Origin of the sequence: Caldalkalibacillus salinus (assembly GCF_016745835.1) — a bacterium.
Lineage (GTDB): Bacteria > Bacillota > Bacilli > Caldalkalibacillales > JCM-10596 > Caldalkalibacillus_A > Caldalkalibacillus_A salinus.
This window is the reverse complement of sequence record NZ_JAERVL010000006.1, coordinates 169,745-193,794: the sequence shown is the minus strand read 5'-3', so window position 1 is coordinate 193,794 and position 24,050 is coordinate 169,745. Positions and strand designations below refer to the sequence as shown.

20 protein-coding genes are annotated in these 24,050 nt (G+C 45.3%); 19 read left to right on the top strand and 1 reads right to left on the bottom strand.

Features of this window, described 5'->3' with window-relative positions; translation table 11 throughout:
• The first annotated feature begins 45 nt into the window (after positions 1-45).
• The 13 genes from hpf (at position 46) to JKM87_RS06745 (ending at position 15,474) form a co-directional block, all read left to right on the top strand.
• Positions 46-612, top strand: a complete 567-nt coding sequence (gene hpf / locus JKM87_RS06805) for a ribosome hibernation-promoting factor, HPF/YfiA family (RefSeq protein ID WP_202079327.1) — start codon at positions 46-48, stop codon at positions 610-612.
• A 432-nt stretch (positions 613-1,044) separates the two neighbouring features.
• Positions 1,045-3,549 (top strand): preprotein translocase subunit SecA, encoded by a 2,505-nt coding sequence (gene secA / locus JKM87_RS06800; RefSeq protein ID WP_202079325.1) that lies wholly within the window; start codon positions 1,045-1,047, stop codon positions 3,547-3,549.
• A gap of 78 nt (positions 3,550-3,627) precedes the next feature.
• A protein-coding gene (prfB, locus tag JKM87_RS06795; RefSeq protein ID WP_202079323.1) for a peptide chain release factor 2 occupies positions 3,628-4,729 on the top strand; the annotation gives its coding sequence in 2 pieces (ribosomal slippage) (positions 3,628-3,699 and positions 3,701-4,729; 1,101 coding nt in all).
• A 245-nt stretch (positions 4,730-4,974) separates the two neighbouring features.
• Positions 4,975-5,871 (top strand): YitT family protein, encoded by an 897-nt coding sequence (locus tag JKM87_RS06790; protein ID WP_202079321.1) that lies wholly within the window; start codon positions 4,975-4,977, stop codon positions 5,869-5,871.
• Positions 5,872-6,085: 214 nt separating this feature from the next.
• The gene (locus JKM87_RS06785; protein WP_202079319.1) at positions 6,086-6,856 is read left to right on the top strand and encodes an ABC transporter ATP-binding protein; all 771 of its coding nucleotides are present in this window, start codon (positions 6,086-6,088) and stop codon (positions 6,854-6,856) included.
• Between the two features lie 11 nt (positions 6,857-6,867).
• Positions 6,868-8,772, top strand: a complete 1,905-nt coding sequence (locus JKM87_RS06780; RefSeq protein WP_202079558.1) for an AMP-binding protein — start codon at positions 6,868-6,870, stop codon at positions 8,770-8,772.
• Between the two features lie 2 nt (positions 8,773-8,774).
• Positions 8,775-9,659: a branched-chain amino acid ABC transporter permease gene (locus JKM87_RS06775; protein WP_202079317.1), complete on the top strand. Its 885-nt coding sequence runs from the start codon at positions 8,775-8,777 to the stop codon at positions 9,657-9,659.
• A 3-nt stretch (positions 9,660-9,662) separates the two neighbouring features.
• Positions 9,663-10,733 (top strand): branched-chain amino acid ABC transporter permease, encoded by a 1,071-nt coding sequence (locus JKM87_RS06770; protein ID WP_202079315.1) that lies wholly within the window; start codon positions 9,663-9,665, stop codon positions 10,731-10,733.
• Between the two features lie 77 nt (positions 10,734-10,810).
• Complete coding sequence (locus JKM87_RS06765; RefSeq protein WP_202079313.1) at positions 10,811-11,998, top strand: ABC transporter substrate-binding protein; 1,188 nt, start codon at positions 10,811-10,813, stop codon at positions 11,996-11,998.
• Between the two features lie 117 nt (positions 11,999-12,115).
• On the top strand, positions 12,116-12,907 hold the full coding sequence (locus JKM87_RS06760; protein ID WP_202079556.1) for an ATP-binding cassette domain-containing protein: 792 nt from the start codon (positions 12,116-12,118) through the stop codon (positions 12,905-12,907).
• The gene (locus tag JKM87_RS06755; protein ID WP_202079311.1) at positions 12,907-14,076 is read left to right on the top strand and encodes a phenylacetate--CoA ligase family protein; all 1,170 of its coding nucleotides are present in this window, start codon (positions 12,907-12,909) and stop codon (positions 14,074-14,076) included. Before JKM87_RS06760 ends, JKM87_RS06755 begins: the two co-directional genes overlap by 1 nt.
• 125 nt (positions 14,077-14,201) lie before the next feature.
• Complete coding sequence (locus tag JKM87_RS06750; RefSeq protein WP_202079309.1) at positions 14,202-14,927, top strand: CPBP family intramembrane glutamic endopeptidase; 726 nt, start codon at positions 14,202-14,204, stop codon at positions 14,925-14,927.
• Between the two features lie 241 nt (positions 14,928-15,168).
• A complete protein-coding gene (locus tag JKM87_RS06745) occupies positions 15,169-15,474 on the top strand; it encodes a hypothetical protein (protein WP_202079307.1) in 306 nt (101 codons plus the stop codon).
• Positions 15,475-15,485: 11 nt separating this feature from the next.
• Here the strand turns inward: JKM87_RS06745 and JKM87_RS06740 are convergent, their stop codons facing one another.
• Positions 15,486-16,466 (bottom strand): YpdA family putative bacillithiol disulfide reductase, encoded by a 981-nt coding sequence (locus JKM87_RS06740; RefSeq protein ID WP_202079555.1) that lies wholly within the window; start codon positions 16,464-16,466, stop codon positions 15,486-15,488.
• Positions 16,467-16,810: 344 nt separating this feature from the next.
• On the opposite strand from JKM87_RS06740, the gene ftsE reads away from it, so the two are divergent.
• The 6 genes from ftsE (at position 16,811) to JKM87_RS06710 (ending at position 24,035) form a co-directional block, all read left to right on the top strand.
• The gene (gene ftsE / locus JKM87_RS06735; RefSeq protein WP_202079550.1) at positions 16,811-17,497 is read left to right on the top strand and encodes a cell division ATP-binding protein FtsE; all 687 of its coding nucleotides are present in this window, start codon (positions 16,811-16,813) and stop codon (positions 17,495-17,497) included.
• The gene (ftsX, locus tag JKM87_RS06730) at positions 17,487-18,386 is read left to right on the top strand and encodes a permease-like cell division protein FtsX (protein ID WP_202079552.1); all 900 of its coding nucleotides are present in this window, start codon (positions 17,487-17,489) and stop codon (positions 18,384-18,386) included. Before ftsE ends, ftsX begins: the two co-directional genes overlap by 11 nt.
• A gap of 46 nt (positions 18,387-18,432) precedes the next feature.
• Positions 18,433-19,638: a murein hydrolase activator EnvC family protein gene (locus tag JKM87_RS06725; protein WP_202079305.1), complete on the top strand. Its 1,206-nt coding sequence runs from the start codon at positions 18,433-18,435 to the stop codon at positions 19,636-19,638.
• A 125-nt stretch (positions 19,639-19,763) separates the two neighbouring features.
• A complete protein-coding gene (locus JKM87_RS06720; RefSeq protein ID WP_202079548.1) occupies positions 19,764-21,230 on the top strand; it encodes a S41 family peptidase in 1,467 nt (488 codons plus the stop codon).
• Positions 21,231-21,248: 18 nt separating this feature from the next.
• Positions 21,249-22,589, top strand: a complete 1,341-nt coding sequence (locus tag JKM87_RS06715) for a PDZ domain-containing protein (RefSeq protein ID WP_202079303.1) — start codon at positions 21,249-21,251, stop codon at positions 22,587-22,589.
• A gap of 78 nt (positions 22,590-22,667) precedes the next feature.
• Complete coding sequence (locus tag JKM87_RS06710) at positions 22,668-24,035, top strand: YjiH family protein (protein WP_202079301.1); 1,368 nt, start codon at positions 22,668-22,670, stop codon at positions 24,033-24,035.
• Positions 24,036-24,050 lie beyond the last annotated feature (15 nt).

Below are 24,050 nucleotides of genomic sequence, written 5' to 3'. Positions count from 1 at the left end.
CTGCGAGTAGGGAATAGTATTAGAAATACGAGAGGAGGAATCAACATGCAATTTAACGTAAGGGGAGACAACATTGAAGTGACTGCGGCGCTAAGAGATTACGTTGAGAAGAAAATAGGTCGCCTGGATCGATATTTTTCAGAAGACCTGACCTCCGATGTACATGTAACCATGAAAGTACTGACCAAGGAACAACACAACGTGGAAGTCACTATTCCTATGACAAAGCTACTCTTAAGAGCTGAAGAAAAACACGAAGATATGTACGCGGCCATTGATTTGGTTGTGGAAAAACTAGAGAGGCAGATTAGAAAACACAAAACAAAAGTGAATCGCAGGTTTAAAAACGAAGCCCAGAGTGTCAAATATATGTCTTTAGACAGTACCGCTCCTGCATTAGATTACTATACAGAGGAAGAAGAGGATGAAGACCAAATTGATATCGTCCGGACCAAACGTTTTAATTTAAAGCCCATGGATGCCGAGGAAGCCGTGTTACAAATGGATTTACTGGGACATAACTTCTTCGTCTTTAATGATTCAGAAGAGGATAAAGTAAGCGTGGTGTATAAACGAAAAGACGGACGTTATGGCCTCATACAGCCAGAGTGATGTGAATGATGGTGAGCGACCTATCATTGTATAGGACCATCACTGTATAGGGCGGCTAACATTGTATATAAAAGGGGATGAGAGGCATAGGTCTCCTTAAGGAGAAAGAGAACCAGTTGTGATTGCTATCACGGCTGGTTCTTTTTGGTTGCTTAAGCCCTGCATGAGGTGCACCAATGCGGGGCTAAGGCTTTCTTGTTCTTTTAACCAATAACTGATAAAATTTATAGCATATGAAAAACTGTCTAAAGAACTTTTCATTTATTTTTCTAAAGTTGATTGAAATGCATCATGAATGGCAAACACATAGATATATGAATTGAGAAATGAGAGCATACCTCCATACCTGAGATCTATTCCACTTCACTGTCAGACCACTTGTGAGATATGCGAAAGAATTTATAAACGGTACACAATAAAGGAGAGGGTACCATGCTCGGTATTGTTAAAAGAATGTTCGGTGACCCGACTGAACGCGACCTTAAAAAGTATCAAAAAACAGTTGACCAGATTAATAGCTTAGAGCCAGAGATTTCTAAGTTAAGTGATGACGAACTTAAAGGGAAGACCCAACAGTTTAAAGAACAGTACAATTCAGGGACTTCTCTAGACGATATACTCCCAGAAGCTTACGCTGTCTGTCGTGAAGCATCTACGCGTGTATTGAAGATGCGTCACTTTGATGTACAGCTACTCGGTGGAATCGTGTTACACAAAGGTGAAATAGCGGAAATGAAGACAGGGGAAGGGAAGACACTCGTGGCCACTTTGCCTGTCTATCTTAATGCGCTCACGGGTAAAGGTGCCCACGTCATCACGGTCAATGACTACCTCGCCAAACGTGATAGTGAGATTATGGGTGAATTATACGGTTTTCTCGGTTTAACGGTTGGACTGAATAGTAATGGGATGAGTGCAGAAGAAAAACGTGCCGCCTACCAAGCTGACATCACATACGGGACAAACAACGAGTTCGGTTTTGACTATTTGAGAGATAATATGGTGTTATACAAAGAACAGATGACTCAGCGTCCGTTACATTATGCCATTATTGATGAAGTGGATAGTATCTTAGTCGATGAGGCTAGAACGCCACTCATCATCTCAGGACAAGCCCAAAAAACAACCAGCCACTATCAAGCGGCGGCACGATTAGTGCCGCGCTTGAAGGAAGAAGAGGACTTCACCATCGATGAGAAGGCCAAGAACGTGATGCTCACAGATGAAGGTGTGGCAAAAGCAGAAAAATTCTTTAATATAGACAATCTTTTTGACCATGCTAATGTGCTGATTAACCATCATATTAACCAAGCCCTAAAAGCCAACATCCTAATGAAACGTGATGTAGATTACGTCGTAGAAGATGGCGAAGTGGTCATCGTCGATGAATTTACGGGTCGTTTGATGCACGGGCGCAGGTACAGTGATGGATTGCATCAGTCTATCGAGGCGAAGGAAGGCCTCGAAATTAAACGTGAAAGTATGACCTTAGCGACGATCACATTCCAGAACTACTTCCGCATGTACGAGAAGCTTGGAGGCATGACCGGTACAGCTAAGACGGAAGAAGAGGAATTTCGCAAGATTTACGGTTTAGACGTATATGTGATTCCGACGAACAAACCGATGATCAGAGAAGACCTAGCGGATGTGGTCTATAAGACGGAAGCCGCTAAGTTCCGTGCTGTGCTAAAGGAAATTGAAGAACGACATAAAAGAGGACAACCGATCTTGGTCGGAACCATCTCTATTGAAACGTCAGAGTACTTATCCTCTGAATTAAAGAAAAAAGGGATTGCCCACCAGGTCCTTAACGCTAAGCACCATGCCAAAGAAGCGGAGATTATCTCAAACGCTGGTCAACGTGGCATGGTCACCATTGCCACGAACATGGCAGGGCGCGGGACAGACATCGTCCTGGGTGAAGGGGTAGAGCAGCTAGGCGGGCTTCACATTATCGGGACAGAACGCCATGAATCTCGCCGTATTGATAACCAGCTACGTGGACGTTCAGGCCGACAAGGTGACCCTGGTTCAACCCAGTTCTTCTTATCGATGGAAGACGAACTCATGAGACGTTTTGGCTCTGAGAATATCATGGGTATGATGGATCGCCTAGGAATGGATGAAGATGAACCGATCGAGAGTAAGATGATTACCCGTGCTGTGGAGCAGGCTCAAAAGCGTGTCGAAGGGCATAACTTTGACGCCCGTCGTTTCGTTTTACAATACGACGATGTGATGAACCAACAACGTGAAGTGATCTACTCTCAACGACGCGAAGTGCTTGAACAAGGTAACATGCGTGAAATCGTTGAGAATATGATTAAAAGTGTGATTGAACGGATCGTGTCCCTGCATACGCCACAAAGCGAAGTACCCGAGGATTGGGATTTGCAGGCCATTGTCGATTACGCTAACAGCACATTTTTCCATGAAGGGACCATCAGCGTTGGTGACCTCAAAGGGAAAGAGCCAGAAGAAATGATAGAGGTTTTCCACGAGAAACTGAAAACCATCTACGATCAGCGTGAAGAAGAGGTCGGCACGGAGATGATGCGCGAGTTTGAAAAAGTGGTCGTCCTACGTGCTGTCGATACGAAGTGGATGGATCACATCGATGCGATGGATCAACTGCGACAGGGGATTCATCTACGTGCCTACGGCCAAACGGATCCATTACGCGCTTACCAATTTGAAGGTTTTGAAATGTTCCAGGCTATGATTGAAGCGATTGAGGAAGAAGTGGCCACATACGTCATGAAGGCTCAAATCAACCAGAATGTCGAAAGGCAAAAAGTAGCTGAAGGCGAAGCGGTCCGTCCAGACGGAGAGCAAAAAAAGAAAGACCCCGTACGAGCTGAAGCGAAAGTTGGGCGAAACGAACCTTGCCCTTGTGGTAGTGGCAGAAAGTATAAGCATTGCTGTGGGAAATAGACCATTTTTTATGGCACATGCATACGATAAATACAAACACACAACAGAGTATATGCTGGACAAAAAGGAGTGTTTTCTATGGATATCATTCAAGTGAAACAAGACCTCGTTCCATTAGAAAAGAAACTAGACGAAATAAGGGGGTCTCTTTGACCTCGAAGAAAAAGAGCGTCGGGTAGCAGAGCTTGAGGAAATCATGTCTCAGCCGACTTTTTGGGATGACCAAGATAAAGCACAGAAAACGATCGACGAGACGAATGCCCTTAAGTCTAGTGTCGATACGTACCATAAATTAAACGGACAACTAGAGGATATAGAGGTCTTAACGGGTCTGGCTGAAGAAGAGAACGATGACGACATGCTGAAAGAGGCCTTAGAAGGTGTGAAACAGCTAAAGCTGGACTTAGAGGCCTTTGAGCTTGAACTGTTATTGAGCGAAGAATATGACCGCAATAGTGCCATTCTTGAGCTTCATCCCGGTGCAGGTGGGACAGAGTCACAAGATTGGGCCTCTATGCTACTGAGAATGTACACGAGATGGGCTGAAAGTAAAGGTTATAAAGTTGAGACACTCGATTATCTTCCTGGAGACGAAGCGGGTGTGAAAAGTGTCACATTGCTCGTTAAAGGGCATAACGCTTTTGGTTTTCTTAAAGCGGAGCGCGGGGTGCATCGACTCGTTCGCATCTCGCCGTTTGATGCCTCAGGAAGACGTCATACGTCCTTTGTATCCTGTCACGTCATGCCTGAGCTAGATGATGACATCGATATTGATATTCGAACAGAAGACTTGAAAATCGACACGTATCGTGCCAGCGGTGCTGGAGGTCAGCACGTGAACACGACGGACTCAGCCGTCCGCATTACCCATGAGCCGACGGGGGTTGTCGTCACGTGTCAATCTGAGCGTTCCCAGATTAAAAACAGAGAACGCGCCATGAAAATTTTAAAAGGTCGACTTTATGAAAGACAGCTAGAAGAGCAACAGAAGGAACTAAACGAGATCAAGGGGGAACAGAAGGATATCGCTTGGGGGAGTCAAATTCGCTCCTACGTCTTCCACCCGTACAGTATGGTCAAAGACCATCGTACCAATATGGAAACGGGTAACGTGCAAGCGGTGATGGATGGGGAACTAGATCCATTTATTGAGAGTTACCTCCGATCACGATTAGATTAAATACAAATCCGACTCAATCAACCGGAGTGTCAATCATATGATTGGCACTCTTTTTATATGTAGTATTTTTCGACAAAGGCGTACACCCTATAAGTGTATCTCATTGTCAAGAATGCTCTTCGAAAAGGAATCTGATTCAGGTGTAAAAATACAGCACGACGTCTCTGAAGGCCCGCTTTAAAGGGGTAAAAGCGGGTTTACCCCGTGGGGAGTCGCGTGTTATACTCGTAGCTGGTGATAAACAAATGTTGACAAAAAATGACAATAAAAGAAAGCGAAAACAACCACAGAGACCCAGAGGACTACAAATTTTTCTGGAATATCTCAACGTTTTTATTGGTGCGACCATCGTGGGTCTGGCCTTTAATGTGTTTTTATTCCCCCACGGTATAGCTTCAGGTGGTGTAAGTGGGATCAGTACCGTTGTAGGACACGTGCTCAATATAGAGCCTGCGATTACACAATGGGTGTTGAACATCGCCTTTTTCGGACTGGGATTACTCGTACTAGGTAAGCAATTTGGGCTTAAAACACTGATGGGGACCATCTATTTGCCTTTTGCTGTATACTTCACTCGGAACTTAGAGCCTGTCACACAGGAGCCTTTATTGGCCGCGTTATTCGGTGGAATCGGTGTCGGCTTAGGCCTCGGTATCGTCTTCCGTGGCAAAGCGTCCACGGGTGGAACGGACTTAGGCGCGCAGATCGTCCACCACTATACAGGCCTATCTTTAGGCGTGGCCGTTTTACTGATGGACGGTTTGGTCGTAGCCAGTGCTGCAATATTTTTCAACTTGGAATTAGCGTTATACGCGCTGATAGGGCTATGGGTCACGAGTAAAACGATCGATATGGTCCAAGTGGGGCTAGGCTACGCCAAGGTGGCTTATATCATTTCCAGTGTGCCTAACGAACTCAGAAATGCGATCCTCAATGATTTAGACCGCGGTGTCACGAAGCTATCTGGTACGGGAGGCTATACAGAAAGTGAACGTCCCGTCCTCATGTGTGTGGTCAATCAACGTGAGGTGACGAAGCTAAAGACACTCGTAAGGGCGCACGATCCTCAAGCCTTTGTCATCGTGCATAACGCGAACGAAGTACTAGGCGAAGGGTTTAGAGGTGAACTCCATTCACCATAGCGTGGGGTTCATACATTCATACTCGATAAACGACTGAAGCACTCAATGTCATGTTCGACATGAAGTGCTTTTTTCTTTGGTGTATATCGATTTTTATCAGTTTATATCATTTTATGTAACAATTTAGAATTTTCTAAAAATAAATTGACCAAGCCACCATATTATTTCATAATAAACATATATATTTTCAGTAAAACAGCAAAGGGGGAGATCCATGAGCTTATTACAAGTAGACAGCGTCTCATTGCATTTCGGTGGGGTCGCCGCTTTATCTGATGTGAGCCTCTCAGTTGAAAAAGGCGAAATCTTTTCCATTATCGGTCCGAATGGGGCAGGGAAGACGAGTATGCTCAACTGTGTCAGTGGAGTGTACCGCCCCTCAACAGGACGAATTTCCTTTGAGGGCCAGGATATCACGAGGATGAAGCCTTACCGTAGAACCTCCCTTGGTCTCTCACGATCGTTTCAAAACATTGAGTTGTTCAAGCATATGAGCGTCTTAGATAATCTGATGCTAGGTCGCCATAGTCTCATGAAAACAGGTATTCTGTCTGGGGGATTGTACTGGGGGAAGGCTCAGAGAGAAGAAGTGGCTCATCGTGAAGCGGTAGAAGAAGTCATTGATTTTCTAGAAATACAGCATATTAGAGAACAACCCGTGGGGCGGTTGTCCTACGGGTTAAAAAAACGTGTCGAGCTGGGGAGGGCCTTAGCGGCTGACCCCAAACTCATCCTCTTAGATGAACCTATGGCCGGTATGAATAATGAAGAAAAAGAAGACATCGCTCGCTTCATTATTGATATTAATGAAGACCGGGACGTCACCGTTGTCCTTATCGAGCATGACATGGGTGTCGTCATGGAACTGTCTCACCGTATCGCCGTTTTAGACTTTGGAAAGCGCATTGGTTATGGGACACCAGAAGACATTCAACAGAACCAGCAGGTCATTGAAGCTTATCTTGGACAAGAGGAGGTGGGTTAGGCATCATGGGGATGAATGAGCTCACACTACCAAAGCTACTTTTTAATCGGGCACAGTCAATGGGGAAACAAATCGCGCTGAGAGAAAAAGAATTCGGAATCTGGCAAGAATACACTTGGCAAGATTATTACGAAAAAGTGAAAGCGTTTACGATGGGGCTAAGTACCCTTGGATTTAAAAGGGAAGACCGCTTAGCCATCATCGGGGATAATAGACCGGAGTGGCTCATCGCAGCCTTAAGTGCTCAGAGCGTGGGTGGTATCTCAGTGGGAATATACCAAGACGCCTTACCCAAAGAAATCACCTATTACTTAAATCATAGCGAAGTCAGCATGGTCGTTGTTGAGGACCAAGAGCAAGTCGACAAGCTTCTAGAGATTAGAGAAGACATTCCACACGTTAAGTATATTATCTTCTACGATGCGAAGGGATTGAGACATTATGGCCACGAAGGGTTATTGCGCTTTGAAGATGTTCAAGCGCTAGGCTCCGAAGCTTTAGTCGAAGACCCCAAGCTTTATGAGGAAGTGGTCAGACAAGGCCAAGGAGATGACGTGGCCATTTTTTGTTACACGTCTGGTACGACCGGAAATCCCAAGGCTGCGATGTTAACACACGATAACTTGATTAGCATGGGTAAACATCTGATGGAGATGGACCCACTTGAACCGGGAGATGAGTTTTTATCCTTTCTACCACTCGCCTGGATAGGAGAACAGATGATGAGCTTATCTTCCGCTTTGACCATTGGATTCACTGTGAACTTCCCAGAAGAAACGACGACCGTACAGGACAACCTGCGGGAAATAGGGCCCCACTGTATGTTTTCACCCCCGAGGATCTGGGAGGATATGGTCTCGAGGATTCAAGTTCGTATTCAAGACGCGGGCTGGCTGAAGAAAAAGTGCTACGATTGGGCCATGCCCATCGGGTTTAAAGTGGCAGATCACATCTTTAACAAACAACGTATACCGTCGTTATTGAGATGGCAGTATCGCTTCGCTGACTGGCTCATCTTTAGCGCGATCAAAGACCACTTAGGACTCTTACGTCTCAAAAGAGCCTACACGGGTGGCGCTGCGTTAGGTCCTGATGTCACTAAGTTTTTTCATGCTATAGGGGTGAACCTCAAACAGATTTACGGTCAAACTGAAGTCGCTGGTATTGCCATCGTCCACCAGGATGGCGATGTGCAATACGAAACCGTAGGGGTGCCCATCCCTGGAACAGAGCTGAAGATGTCGGAGCAGGGAGAAATTCTGATCAAAAGTCCGAGCGTGTTTAAGGGCTACTATCAGAATGATGAGGCCACGGCCGAAACGATAACGGATGGCTGGCTACATACCGGGGATGCAGGGCGTATTGATGAATCTGGACACTTAATCGTGATAGATCGTTTGAAAGATGTGATTCGCTTAGACAGCGGAGACATGTTTAGCCCGCAGTTCATTGAGAATAAGCTCAAGTTCAGCCCTTATATCAAAGAGGCCGTAGCGATTGGAACAGGGCGACCTTATGTGGCCACCATACTGAATATTGACATGGAAAACGTTGGGCAGTGGGCGGAGAATAACCACATCGCCTACACCACCTATACAGACTTATCTCAAAAAGAAGCCGTGCTTGAGCTTATACAGCAAGAGGTTGAACGGATTAATGATGCGTTACCTGAACGGGCCAGGGTCAGGAAGTTCGTTTTACTGTACAAAGAATTAGACGCAGATGATGAGGAGCTGACGAGAACGAGAAAAGTGCGTCGCCAATTTGTAGCAGAAAAATACGCTTCCGTTATTGAGGGATTGTATTCCAGCGAGTCCATGATCCAAGTGGAAGGCAAGATACGCTATCGGGACGGACAAGAAACGATGATCCGTACACAGCTTCAAATCATGGTCACTGATGAGGAGGTCGCATAACGATGGACTTTTTCCTGCAACTCTTAGTGGGTGGTTTTGTCATCGGAGGAATTTATGCTCTAGTCGCGTTAGGATTTGTGTTGATATATAAATCATCTGATGCGATTAATTTTGCTCAGGGTGAATTTTTGTTGGTCGGGGCGTATGTATCGCTGACCCTTATTGCCACGTACAACATTCCGTTGCTCCCAGCGATCATCATCACTTTAGCGTTCAGTGCTCTGTTAGGTCTCGCTATAGAGAGGCTGATTCTGCGTCCCTTCATCGGTGAACCGGTGATCTCTATGATTATGGCCACCATCGGCTTAGCCAGCTTAATGGCCGGCGTGGTCCACATGATATGGGGAACAGAGCTCAGGGTATTCCCACCTCTGTTTTCTTCAGATACGGTGCACATGGGTGGTGTCGTCATATCACCTGTGTACCTATGGGCATTAGCCATCGTTGTACTACTTCTCATCGTCTTTAGTCTGTTTTTTAAATTTTCAAAAACAGGTATTGCAATGCGGGCCACAGCAGATGATCAACAGGCGGCCCAATCGATGGGGATTAGTGTCAAAAGCGTGTTTGCGGTGACTTGGGCTATCGCAGCGATCGTAGCAGCTGTAGGAGGCATACTCCTCGGTCATATTAATGGCGTGAATGCCTCTATGGCCTTGATTGGACTGAAGGTCCTGCCTGTCGCTTTACTAGGCGGCTTGGACAGTATTCAGGGGGCCATTATCGCCGGTTTCGCGATCGGCATCATCGAGAACCTAGCTGGGGGCTATATAGATCCACTCGTAGGGGGCGGCGTGAAGGAAGTAGTGCCTTTTATCATTCTTGTCATCGTCCTGATGATGAAGCCTTATGGATTATTCGGCAAGCAAGAAATTGAGAGGGTGTAAGCGATGAGAAATCCTTTTGCTTTTCAATGTGGAGAGTTCCGAGTCCGTTACAAAGATGATTTAGCGCTGTATAAAGTCCCCAGAGTGAGACGTAGGGTCCTCTTCGTCTTGGGTCTCTTCTTTCTCTACCCCTTGCTCGCAACCCCTTACTATATCTCACTGGCGACGATGGCCGCCATGGCCGCCATCGGTGCGATAGGGTTGAATATATTAACGGGGTACACAGGACTGATTTCGATTGGGGTAGGTGCTTTTCTTGGTGTAGGAGGATACACGTCAGCCATTGTGACGACTCATTTAGGATTACCTTTTTGGATTGCGGTCCCTCTGGCCGGCCTCGTGACAGCGTTTGTGGGTGCTCTGTTTGGCGTGCCCTCTCTACGTCTTAAAGGTTTATATCTCGCGATGGCAACGCTAGCAGCACAAGTTATTATCCTATTTGTCATCGTGCGTTGGGAGGGTTTGACGGGCGGTACAGCTGGGATGAGCTTACAACGACCCGATATTTTCGGATACCGTTTGGCCTCTGAGCGTAGCTATTACTACTTAGTACTCGTGTGCTTAATCGGGACGGCGCTGTTTACCATGAACCTTTTCCGTACGAGAGTAGGTCGCGCGTTAGTGGCCATTCGAGACCGCGATCTTGCCGCCGAGGTCATGGGAATCAACCTTTTCAAGTATAAAATATACGCGTTTGCCATTAGCTCCTTTTTCATCGGCATTGCGGGTGCCCTCATGGGGCATTACTCGCGCATCATTGGCCCAGAACATTACGATATCGAGGTATCTATATCTTACTTGGCCATGATTCTCATTGGCGGCTTAGGGAGTGTGATCGGGGCTATTTTTGGCGCCGTGTTCATCACGTTACTTCCTGTCGTTTTGCGGGAGTCTCTGAATCTACTTACGCCCATTCTGCCTCACCTTGCCGAGCATTTTTCCGCCCTGCGTGAGCTCGTCTTCGGTTTAATGATTATTTTGTTCCTAATCTATGAGCCTGAAGGTATCGTGAAGATGTGGCGAAACCTGAAGGATTACTTAAAGCTGTGGCCTTTCTCTTACTCCAAGAAGTAGGCTGGTTCATTTTCGATAGGAGATAAGCGCCATTAAACAAAAAATATCAAAGCGATAGAACATAAGGGGGATGACGAATGAACGGGATCAAACGTGCACAGTTATTAGGATGGATTGTGGGACTTACGGTGTTACTGTTGACCGCTTGTAGTTCACCCGCGGGTGGATCGGATGTTATCCGCCTAGGAGGATTATTTGATGTCACAGGTGCCACAGGAGATGTAGGGAAACCTTACGCTGATGGCGCTAAAGCGTATGTGGAGTATATCAATGACGAAGGCGGTGTGAACGGAAAAAAAGTAGACCTCATTGATATTGATTATGCTTACAGTGTCCCTCAGGCCCAAGAAGGATATAGAAAGCTCACTCAACAAGACCAGGTGGTTGGAATCTTAGGTTGGGGGACGGGGGATACAGAAGCCTTGAGAGCGTTAGTGGCCGAAGATCATATTCCTTACATCTCAGCCTCATATTCCGAAAACTTAGCGGATATAGAGGAGAACCCTTATAACTTCCTCAGCGCTGCAACTTACTCAGACCAAGCCAAGGTAGCCATACATTGGTTTTTGGAACAGTGGGATGAAAATCGCGCCCCTCGCTTGGCGTTAATCTACAACGATACGCCATTCGGTCGCTCACCCGTTGCTGACACCAGAGTCTATGCTGAAGAACGGGGGGTAGAGTTAGTTGATGAACAGGTTGTTGATCTGACGTCGTTGGATGCCTCCTCACAACTACTGAATTTGCAGGAGAAAGACCCTGATTTCGTGATCATTAACCAGACGTGGGGAGCGACCTCAACGATTTTAAAAGATGCCCGTCGATTAGGCATTGACGCCACTTTCATGGGGCTCAATTGGACCACGGGTGAAGGTCTCATCCCTCTTACGGAAGAAGCAGGGGAAGGCTTTATCGGGGTGGTCACTCACGCCTTTCCTAATGAAGGGGAAACGGTGGAAGGCCTTTCAGAGATTGAAAGTTATTTAGACACCAAGGATAAGACACTTGCGGACATCGACCAGAAATTTGTCCAAGGTTGGACAAGTGCCAAAATTATGCTAGAAGGGGTCCGTCTAGCAGGTGATACGGTGACCGGTGAAACGGTACGTGAGGGCTTAGAGCAATTGAATGAATTCAACACTGGGGGACTAGGCGCACCCGTCACTTTTTCCGCCGAGAGTCATAGAGGTGCCAATCAGATTAGATTAGCGCAAATACAAGACCGTGAATTCGTCATGTTAACGGATTATATCGGCTACGAGTAAAGCCCAGCAAGTATATAACATGAGGCACTTTTCAAACGTATGTATGAACGGTTACTGACTAGGCAAGGTCCTATTAGAGGTGGCATGAATGTACACAGAGGGAGGGTATCTATGACCATACTGTCGTTAAATAACGTGGAAGTGATGTACGATAAAGTCATTCTTGTCCTCAAAGGGATGTCTATGGATGTCCCGGAGGGTAAGATTGTAGCCCTGCTGGGCAGTAACGGGGCAGGGAAAACAACAACTTTAAAGGCTATATCCGGCTTGTTGAAAAGCGAAAATGGAGAGGTCACCGACGGTCATATTCGTTTCCGCCAGGAACTGATGACGGGTGAAGACCCGGAGCTCATCGTCAAACAGGGCATTTTTCAAGTGATGGAAGGGCGTCGTGTTTTCGAGCATTTAACGGTGGAAGAAAACCTGATCGCTGGGGCCCATACGAGAAAGGATCGTAAACATCTTAGCCATGATATTCAGATGGTCTATGATTATTTTCCTAAACTCAAAATGTTACGCGCCAACATTGCCGGCTATCTCAGTGGGGGGGAACAGCAAATGCTGGCGATTGGTCGGGCTTTGATGGCCAAACCTAAGGTTATCCTTCTTGATGAGCCTTCTCTCGGTCTTGCCCCCCGGCTTGTAAAAGAAATTTTCGACATCATTAAGCGTATTAACCAAGAAGAAGGGGTCACGATCTTAGTCGTTGAACAAAATGCAAATATTGCGCTCTCCATTGCGGATTATGGCTACATTATGGAGAATGGTCGGATCGTATTTGAAGGGACGGTGGAACAGCTCAAAGCGAACCAAGACGTACAGGAGTTTTATTTAGGGATGAGTGACAAGGGGCAAAAGCGTTATCGCGATGTGAAGCACTATAAGCGGCGAAAGAGGTGGCTATCCTAATGTGGCGTGATATGATACGGAACGTATTACAGACGAAGACGGGATGGCAAGCACATTACATTGCACAAGGCTATGATTTAAGGGACGTTGATAGTCGAGACAGCTTTAGCCGCTTACCCGTGTTAAAGAAGCAGGATCTGCCCAAGCTGCAAAGGCAATCTCTCCCGTTTGCTGAATTTGTGCAAACGGATGAGGTGGCCCGAATCTTTGTTTCGCCCGGTCCTATCTATGATCCTCAGGGAGAGGATGAGGATTACTGGCGTTTCGGTCCGTTGCTAGACAAAATAGGCGTACAACATCAGGATGTCGTTCAAAATACGTTCAGTTACCATTTGTCTCCGGCTGGGTTTATGTTTGATCAGGCAGCAAGATCTAGAGGGGCCAAAGTCATCCCCGCAGGCACTGGCCACACGAATCTCCAAGTAGACGTCATGCGAGATCTACAAACCACTGTTTATAGCGGGACGCCGAGTTTTCTCATGCATCTACTGCAAAAAGCGGAAGAGAAAGGCTACCGAGTGGGGCGTGAACTGGCTTTACAGAAAGCTGTTTTTACAGCGGAAACGGTCACACGAGAGATGGAAGCCATACTCAATGAGCGGGGAATTCAGTACATTGATACTTACGGAACGGCCGATGTTGGGGCCATCGCCTACCGCCTACAAGGCGAAAATCACTTTAACGTAACAGAGGACATTTTCCTCCAAATATGTGACCCTGATACAGGCTTAGAACTGACAGAAGGAGAAGTAGGGGAAGTGGTGATTAGTCTATCATCACAGGTCTATCCCCTCATTCGTTTTGGGACGGGTGACTTGTCACGTTGGGTTGTGAAGGATAAGGCGATCGCTGGGATGTTAGGTCGCGTCGCGGACAGTTATAAGGTAAAGGGGATGTTCGTCCATGCACAGCAGTTAGACGAGGTAATGAACAGTATACGCGAGGTTGAGACGTATCAAGCACAAATTCAACACGAGGGCGGTCAAGATGTGTTGCGAATTCACGTGACGTTAGCGGGAGGGGTGCCTTTAGAACACGTTGAGACACACTTGCTTCCTCAATGGACGAGACACGTCAAGGAGCATATTCGGGTGACCCCCACAATTCACATTAGTGAACAACACCATGAACCAGAGCGAGACAAGTTAGTGGATATGAGAGAAGCGTGATATGTAAAGCTTAAGGCAGGAATGTGCCCCATAGGTGTCGAAACTGATGAGGGTAACAATCTTATTGGTCTGACCCTCGTTACGTTTCATTTTGTCATCACTCTGTGGGAGGTATAGCGTGAATCATGAACAACGATCTAGAACCGAATCAGGTTAGTGAACAAGACCAGTCGTCAAATCAACGACCTAAGCTCAGCTTTGGTTACCCACTATTTGTAAGTTTTATCGTCGCTTTTTTTATCGGTAGCTTCGTACTCACCTTTAGTCTGCTCATCTACAGCGAGTATGCGGGGATAGAATTTGATTCTCTCATTAGCTACCCTTATCTACTCGGAGATGCATTGATGGTCGCTATCCTGTTATTGTTCTTTAAGAACATCAGACGTTTTGTGTTAGATAGTATTCGCTTATCCGCGTTGAAACAAGGGCGTACTTACGCTTATATGGCCGCCGGTGCACTCATTGTCATGGTCGCTCAGTATGTGTTTATCGAGTGGTTAAATGTGGACGATCCGTCAAACCAATCACAAATGATAGGGCTGGACAATGTCAGTGGGTTGGTACAGTATACACTTTTTTTCTTAGCCGTGGCCTTTTTTACCCCACTAAAAGAAGAAATCTTATTTAGAGGCGTTTTGCACCGCTTCTTTGAAATGCGCCATCATTGGGTGATGGGGTTAATCATTTCAGCTATTGTGTTTGGTGTTCTCCATACAGATTATCCTTTTACCGCAACGACAATGGGCGTCGTATTCGTCCTCCTTTACCGTCTTACCCAATCCCTATCCGCTCCGATCCTCTTGCATATGATCTGGAACGCTGTAGGAGTGATCATACTCACATTAGAATAAGGTCGGAAAACATACATCGGAAAACATACAACACATACAACAGACGTGGGTGTCTTAAATCCACGTCTTTTTGTTTTAGGCGCGACGCGGGATGTGTTGGAAGAATAAATTACCTTAAACGCTCGTTTAACATTGACGCTGAATGTCTCAGGAATCGAGTATACGGCCACATCTAGAGGGAAAGGATGGTAACTGTAAACAACAACCATTTCTCATAAAAGTAAAAGGAAGTGTTCCCTCTATGATGGATCCATGTGTCCTTTCAAGGTTAGATCATTTAGAACAAATCAAACAGGTTCTACAGCAGGCATATGGCCAGGTGTCCATACAATTTAAAAGAACAGAGGACGGTGAAACACTCATTGAGGTTTTATTGCCTCAGAGCGGTTACTTATCCTCTGTTCATGCGCACGCCTTACAACAATATACCGTTGACGGACTTCTAGATATCATACAGCAAAATCTGATTGAAGTTGACGTCGAACGCTATACCAAGGATAGAGAAGCGCTATCCTTCCTATACACGAGAGATCTGAGATATAAATGAAGGCTAGATTGTTAGGCCTTAGTAACAATAGCTGAAGCGATACGCTCCCCGTGGTAACGCCCATTTTCAATGAATATCTCATTCGCATTGTTGCCCGCTGCAATCACACCGGCAATATAGATGTTATCGACGTTCGTCTCCATTGTGTCAGGATTAAAATGCGGGCGTCCCGTCTCCTCATCAATGTCCACCCCCATTTTAGTTAAGAAGCTGTGGTCCGGATGGTATCCGATCATAGCGAATACAAAGTCATTTTTGATTTCCTTCCTCTCCCCATGTTGCTCATAAGTGACGGTATGAGGGGTGATTTCCTTGACATGCGCTTCAAATTCCATCTTAACCTTTCCATGATTCACCAATGAGACAAATTCAGGGAGTATCCATGGTTTTACGCTCGAAGAGTAATCACGGCCACGGTATAAAGCAGTGACACGAGCGCCTGCCTTTTCTAATTCTAAAGTGGCATCGACAGCTGAATTTTTGCCACCGATGACCACCACGTCTTTATCGAAAAACGGATGGGCTTCTTTAAAGTAATAATGGACCTTCTTTAATTGATCGCCTGGGACCCCCAGTGTATTATGATTGTCGTAGTAACCAGTGGCGATAATCACGTGCTCACACTGATACGTATGAGCCGCACCTTCTAAAGTCTCAGTATCCACTAGAAAATATTGGTTGTCTTTTTTCTGGACTTGCTTGACATTTTCGTAAGATTGGATACGAATCTTCTTTTTGCGTGCCACTTCCCGATAGTAAGCCAGTGCCTGATTACGAGAAGGTTTACGTTGTTCAATGATAAACGGTACGTCTGCAATCTCTAACTTCTCAGCTGAACTGAAGAATGTCTGATGTGTAGGATAGCGGCTCAATGTGTGTACCACATTGCCTTTATCTATAACTAAGGGATGTATGCCTTTTTGTTGTAGTGCTATGGCAGCAGCAAGACCACATGGCCCTGCGCCAACAATAATGACTTGTTCTTCATGCACTTGATGACCCAATATGGACCCTCCTTCTCTCTCTATATTCTGCCCTAGTAACAGGAATTGTCAAACCATGTTCAATAGTTTTAAAGTATAATAGATATATGTTGCTTCTGACAAATATTTTACCCAAATGTTTTGTCAATTTTAAAAGGAAAATTACTGATGCTGTCGAAGTATACTTGAAGAATGTCTAAAGCGGTGTGAACAACTGTTAATATATGATAACCACATCATGAAGTTTACGACTAGTACGGCATAGTTGAAGATATGAGCCATGCACTCTTATTTATTGACACTTCAACTACATAATGGTGACAGACAACTTGAGGAAATTGGAAGTGATAGTAATGATTGATATGTACGGTGTTTGGAAGACCTACGATAACGGTGTCCAAGCCCTCAATGGCTTAGATGTACAGATCGACAAGGGAGAATTTGTGTACGTTGTGGGTCCTAGTGGGGCCGGTAAGTCAACTTTTATTAAGCTCATGTACCGTGAAGAAGAACCCACGAGTGGGCAAATTTTCATTAACGGTATGAACGTGAGTCAAATGAAAAGAAAACAGATACCTAAACTAAGACGGTCGCTAGGCGTTGTGTTCCAAGATTTTAAGTTACTCCCTCGCTTATCCGTCTATGAAAACGTAGCCTATGCCATGGAAGTGATTGAGAAACCGCGTCGAGAGATTAAAAAACGCGTCATGGATGTACTGGATTTGGTCAATATCAGGCACAAAGCACGTTATCTCCCTAATGAACTATCGGGTGGGGAGCAGCAAAGAGTGGCGATTGCACGTTCCATTGTGAATAGTCCAAGCCTCATTATTGCAGACGAACCGACGGGGAACCTTGATCCAGAGACGTCTTGGGATATTATGCGCCTCTTCGAAGATATTAATTACTCCGGTACAACGATCGTGATGGCGACGCATAACAAAGAGATTGTAAACACCATGAAAAAGCGCGTCATTGCCATAGAGAGTGGCAACATTGTACGTGATGAGCATCGAGGTGACTACGGCTATGAAGATTAGTACATTGGGCAGACACGTCAAAGAAGGGGTAAAAAACATAGGACGTAACGGTTGGATGACGTTTGCGTCTGTATTATCGGTGGCCATCACGTTGTTTATCTTAGGCGTTTTCTTACTGCTAGCGATGAATATTAATAATTTCACAGAAGAATTGGAAGACCAAGTAGAGATCAGTGCCTACGTTGAACTCACAACAGACGAAGAGGACATCAACCGTATTGAAAAGGATCTTGAAGAAATACAAGGCGTTGATACTATCGAGTATGTCCCCAAAGAAGAAGGCATTGACAATTTTATTGATGGTTTAGGTGAACAAGGACGTTTCTTCGAAGGGTTCCGCGATGAAGAGAATAACCCGCTACCTGATAAGTTCATCATCAAAGCAGAATTTCCACAGCAAACTGAACGCATCGCTAGACGGGTGCAGGAAGTAGAAGACGTTTATAATGTGGAGTATGGCGCTGGCATTATTGATCGGCTCTTCTCAATCACCAATAACTTACGCAATATCGGTGTGGCCTTTATCATTGGTTTAGCTTTCACGGCGATGTTTCTGATTGCTAATACGATTAAAGTAACCATTTATGCGCGTCAAACGGAGATTGAAATTATGAAACTAGTGGGAGCAACGAACGGGTTTATCCGTTGGCCATTCTTTATTGAGGGCTTACTACTCGGTGTGATTGGAGCCGTTATACCTATTATTCTATTAGGTTTTGGATATTATCATGTGCTTGAAACGTACGGTGATTTACTCAGTTATAACCTATTCAATCTTTTACCATTGTTCCCACTCGTATATCAAATGGCTGTATTACTATTAGGTATCGGTGCTTTTATCGGCATGTGGGGAAGCATCGCGTCCGTCAGACGCTTTTTAAAAGTATAAATGAAAGCTCAATACAATAAGTAAGACTGGAGGGGAGTATCCGTTGTTGGTAACAAGAATGAGAATGACGATGGCCGTTGTAATGTCATTAACGTTAGTAGCAGGTGCGCTATTCTGGGATATTGGTCCTCAGAATGTGGGACAAGCCAGTTCCGAAGAGGTTGAGAGACTTGAGCGGGAAATTGAGCGTCTTGAGCAAGAACGGAGAAAAGCAGACGAACAACGGGCTCAGGTGCAAGGGGAAATAGAAGAGTTACAACGAAAAAGAGATCAGTTGAACCGTGAAATACTAGAAATAGACCAAGAGATGGCGGAGACTGAAATCAAGATCTCAAATAAAAGAGAAGAGATTGCCACTATTGAAACACAAGCAGAGGAAAAAGCGGTCGAGCTTAAAGAAGCTGAAGAACGCGTAGCCTCCCAAGAGGATTTGTTAAAGACACGCGTCCGTGCGATGTACGAGAACGGAGGAGCGGTCAACTATCTTGAGGTTTTGCTTGGCGCTGCAAGCTTTGGAGAATTTATTGAACGACTCGATATGCTTAGTCTGCTCGTACAGCAAGATCAGAAAATTATAGAGGACTTTATTGAAGAGAAAGAAACAATTAATGAAAAGAAATTAGTTTTAGAGGGCATTCTAGTGGATCTTGAAGAGCAAATGGATGAGCTAGACACTCTACGCGCAAGTTTACGCGACAAGCGTAAACAAAAAAGCGTGGCCATTGCCGAGGTAGATGAAAGCGAAGAAGAATTAGCGAAGAGAGAGGCAGAAATGGCTCAAAATGCCATGCAATTGGCCAATGACATTAGTGCGAAACAGAAGGAAATTCAAACCCTACAATTTGATGGTGTTTTCGCTTGGCCTGTACCAGACAGTCAGAGAATCACCTCACACTTCGGACTTCGTACTGATCCATTTACAGGTGCAAGCAGAGGACATAACGGGATGGATGTTGGGGCGCCACAGGGGACAACCATTGTAGCAGCAGCGGACGGTATCGTCATTGTTGCTGAGTACCTAAGAGGGTACGGTAACACTGTAATCATAGAACATGGGGATAATACACGGACACTGTATGGGCACATTCGAAATGGTGGTATTGTCGTGAACAGTGGTCAACGAGTTGAAAAAGGCCAAAAAATAGCTGAAATTGGGTCTACAGGACGATCGACGGGGCCACATTTGCATTTCGAGGTGCACGAAAATGGCCAACAAGTGGACCCTATGAATTATTTGAAGAATACAAACTAAAAAGACACATAACTCGTACAGGCTTCACATAAAGATAACAGGAGACTTCACATAGGGCGCTATGCATAGCCTTATCTGGGGTCTCCTTCATGCAATCAAGAGGAAAAATAGGTGGTGACGTATCCATGCAATTTAAAGGTAGAACGGTTCTTGTACTCGTAGCATTATCGATAGTTCTGAGCAGTGTTGTGACGATGCTCGTGTTGGGTACACCTGGTTTAGCTGGCGGTTCTAATAACGAAGTCAGTCACCCACAAACAGGGCAAATGGATGGAGATACTGAGGGTGATTTAAACTTCTCTAAGATTCAAGAAGCTTATGATATTATTCGTAGTAATTATGTTTTAGATGTGAACGAAGCAGAACTCTTAGAAGGTGCCGTAGAGGGGATGCTAGAAACATTAGATGACCCTTATTCCGTGTATATGGATCCAGATGCAGCGGAGCAGTTCAGGTCCTCGTTGGAGTCATCTTTTGAGGGCATAGGTGCAGAAGTCATGATGCAAGATGGACGCGTCACAATCGTCGCACCAATACGTGGGGCTCCAGCAGAAAAAGCAGGTTTAAGGCCAAATGACCAAATTATTAGTGTAAATGGTGAAAGTCTAGAAGGATTAGACCTTCATCGTGCCGTATTAAAGATAAGAGGACCTAAGGATTCTGAGGCCGAACTCGAGGTCATGCGTCCAGGTGTGTCCGATCCGATTTCCATTACAGTGACGCGTGATGAAATTCCACTTCATACCGTGTATGGTGAAACGATTAGAGCGAACGGAAAGACCTTCGGTATGATTGAAATCACATCTTTTGCTCAGCAAACAGCACAAGATTTTGAAGAGCAATTAATGGCGTTTGAACAGGACGGGATCGACGGTCTTGTCATCGACGTTAGAGGGAATCCAGGTGGGTATTTAGAAGCTGTGAGTGAAATTGGTGATTTAATCGTGCCAAATGAAAGTGTCATTACCAAAATTAATAGTCGGAACGGTGAGATCGCCTCTTATCATTCCACACTAGAGGGTAAAAAGCCTTATCCTATTACAATCCTCGTTGATAACGGGAGCGCGAGTGCATCAGAGATTCTAGCGGCAGCGCTGAAGGAAGCGGGCGGTTATAAGGTTGTTGGACAGCAATCCTTTGGAAAAGGGACCGTTCAAAGTACGATTCCGATGGGAGATGACAGTGAAATCAAACTAACGGTGGCCAAATGGCTCACACCGGATGAGAATTGGATTAATGGTGTCGGGGTAGAACCGGATATCAAAGTTGAGCAACCAGATTACTTCCATGCTGTACCGATCGATACTGACACGGTGTATGAACGTGATATGAATAACAGTCAGGTCAAGAATATACAATTAATGCTTAGAGGTTTAGGTTATGATCCTGGTCGGGAGGACGGTTTCTATAACGAAGCAACGGAAAGAGCCGTCAGCCGTTTTCAGCAAGATCATAGTCTCACCGTTTCAGGAAAAGTCGACAGTAAAACAGCTGCGTTGTTACAAGAAGAGCTTTTGGAAGCGATGAGAGATCCACAAAATGACGAGCAATTACAGAAGGCAGTAGAAGTACTATTACAAGAATTGAATTAAGGAAGGTGGGCCAAAGGGATGGAAGTTTGGATGCAGTGGATAACAGCCATGTGGTATGGGATACCGGCCTTTTTTATTAATCCATTTCCATATCTCTTACTTCTCATCATCTGTATGCAATGGAAAAGACAAGTGGATATGGAGCGCAAGCTATTTAGTGCAAGACTGCACACCGTATCGGAAGGTGTATTACAATCTGTTTTTTATGGCATCTTAGGGGGCTTATTAGCCTCCAGCGCCTTTATTGGGCTCGGTGTTATATTCTCCATGGATACTTTTATCGCCTTATGGATTGTGGCTCTTGTCCTTATGCTTTTTCAGGTGAGATACTTGTGTTTTGCTTATTCTGGCGCCATCGTTGGCTTGTTTGCACTCATCGCCACTTGGTTCCCCCAGGGCCTAGAGGTGACATGGCTACAGCCGTTATGGACGATCTTGCTAGACATTCATATCCCATCCCTTTTTGCCATCGTCGGCATACTTCACCTAGCCGAAGCCTTACTTATATATCTCAACGGTGCGAACCGTGCAACTCCTGTGTTTATACAAAGTAAAAGAGGACGCATTGTAGGAGCATACCATATTCAGCAGATATGGTTTGTTCCTGTTTTTGCTGTATTCGGTGCTAGTGATGGGCTGCCATCTTTATTTGAAGGCTGGCCCCTTTTACAAACAAGCGTGGGATGGACAAGCTACTCTCTATTGCTGTTACCAGCCGTCCTAGGTTTTTCAGAGCAAGCCATATCTTCTACACCACAACAAAAGGCCAACACGAACGCAAAGTATCTATTTTTTTACAGCATGGCTCTGCTAGCCTTAGTGTTTGGGGCTGTGTACTTATCTGAATGGTTTCTTGTATTGGCCGCATTGTTCTCATTTCTTGGTCATGAAGCCATCCTATTTTATAGTCGTTGGAAAGAGCAGGAAGTGGCACCGACATTTGTCCATACCAATGACGGACTTAGAATCTTAGCGGTGATTCCTGGCACACCAGCGGAGCGCATGGGTTTAAAAATAGGAGAACTCATCTACAAGGTAAATGGACAACGTGTTCATGAACGCAAAGATCTATATGAAGCAATGCAATCGAATATGGCCTTCTGTAAACTAGAGGTTATCGATGAGCAGTCTATGATTCGTTTTGCCAAATCATCTATTTACGAAGAGGATCATCATCAGCTTGGTATTATCTTGGCACCGGATGAGGAGGTTCCGTTTTACATGGGACGACAGGATGTGTCCTTAGGGCAGCTCCTACGTAACCGCCTCCTCAAAAAAACGGTCAAGTACAGCACAACGGATATCGAAAAACCTCATGATCCGTTAAACGAGCATACTAACGACATCGTGAGCCGTTAATTAAATAAAAAATATGCCATACAAGGTGACGTTCGCCCATACGTATAGTAGTAGAGCAGATACGTAAGGGGGAAGGATATGTCATCAAAAGCAAAAGATAAGCAAACGATCATTGATCGACATAAGTACCAACAAGGCGCCGTTCGGTTATGGTTTTCCCTTGTGATTGGGCTATTCTTCTTTATGATGCCGATCAAAATCAATGGGACATGGACGATCATTTTTGACTTCATGGTCAGTTACGTGAGGGGAACCTACCCCGATGTGGTAACCTTATACTGTCTTGTGCTTATACTTCTAGCCGCATTATGTAGTATGATGGCAAAGCTTCAACGCTCAGGCATGTTCACGATGCTACCCTCATTTCAATATTTTGACGCTTCGCCAACTTTTTTCTTCTTTCGATGTCTAGGTGCCCTTCTGGCCATCTTCATCTACTTTCAAATCGGACCAGCATGGCTATTAGCTAGTCAAACGGGTGGACTCATGTACCACACTCTCGTTTCATCAGTTGCCGTGATCGTACCCATTGGGGCCATCTTTATTACTTTATTTGTTGTATTTGGAGGCTTGGACTTTATTGGCGCGCTCTCCCGACCTGTCATGCGTCCATTATTTAAGGTACCGGGAAGGTCTGCATTGGATGCCATAGCCTCGTTTGTCGGTAGCTATTCAGTGGGGATTTACATGACCAATAAAATGTACTTACAAGGTCGGTATTCCGTGCGAGAAGCGACCATTATCTCCACTTGTTTTTCCACGGTCAGCATAGGGTTCTTTGCCGTTGTAGCCAATACATTAGGACTGCTATCTATTTTTCCTCTTATCTTCTTCTCTACGCTATTCGTGAGTATCATCGTTTCTATGATTCTCGTCAGAATCCCACCACTTTCCCGTTTGCCTGATGCCTATCATGGACACCCTTCTCCTGAGCCAACAAGAGCAAACAGAATGCCCATATGGCGCTTCGCACTGCATCAGGGCGTCATGCAGGCCCAACAAACAAAATCAATATGTAAGACATTAGTACAGGGGCTCATAGACGGTATAAAACTATCCATGGTCATTCTACCCACAATACTCTCTGTCGGGGTATTAGCCATACTGATTGCGCAGCATACATCCCTTTTTGTTTGGCTAGGGAAGCCGATGGAGCCGCTATTACACTTATTGCGCCTGCCTGATGTAGCTATCATTGCACCCGCGACACTGATTGGGATCACAGAAATGTTTTTACCCGCTTTAATCATAGGTGAAGCGACGATCGCAGCCAAATTCTTTATCGCCGTACTCTCTCTTACACAAATCCTCTTTTTCTCTGCTGTGATTCCGTTATTGTTAGAAATCGATATCCCCATTAAACTGACGCATATCCTAGTCCTCTTTCTCTTACGTACCTTACTCGCCATCCCACTCATTGCAGGAATCACACACCTCTTTTTCTAATATATAGAGAAGGTT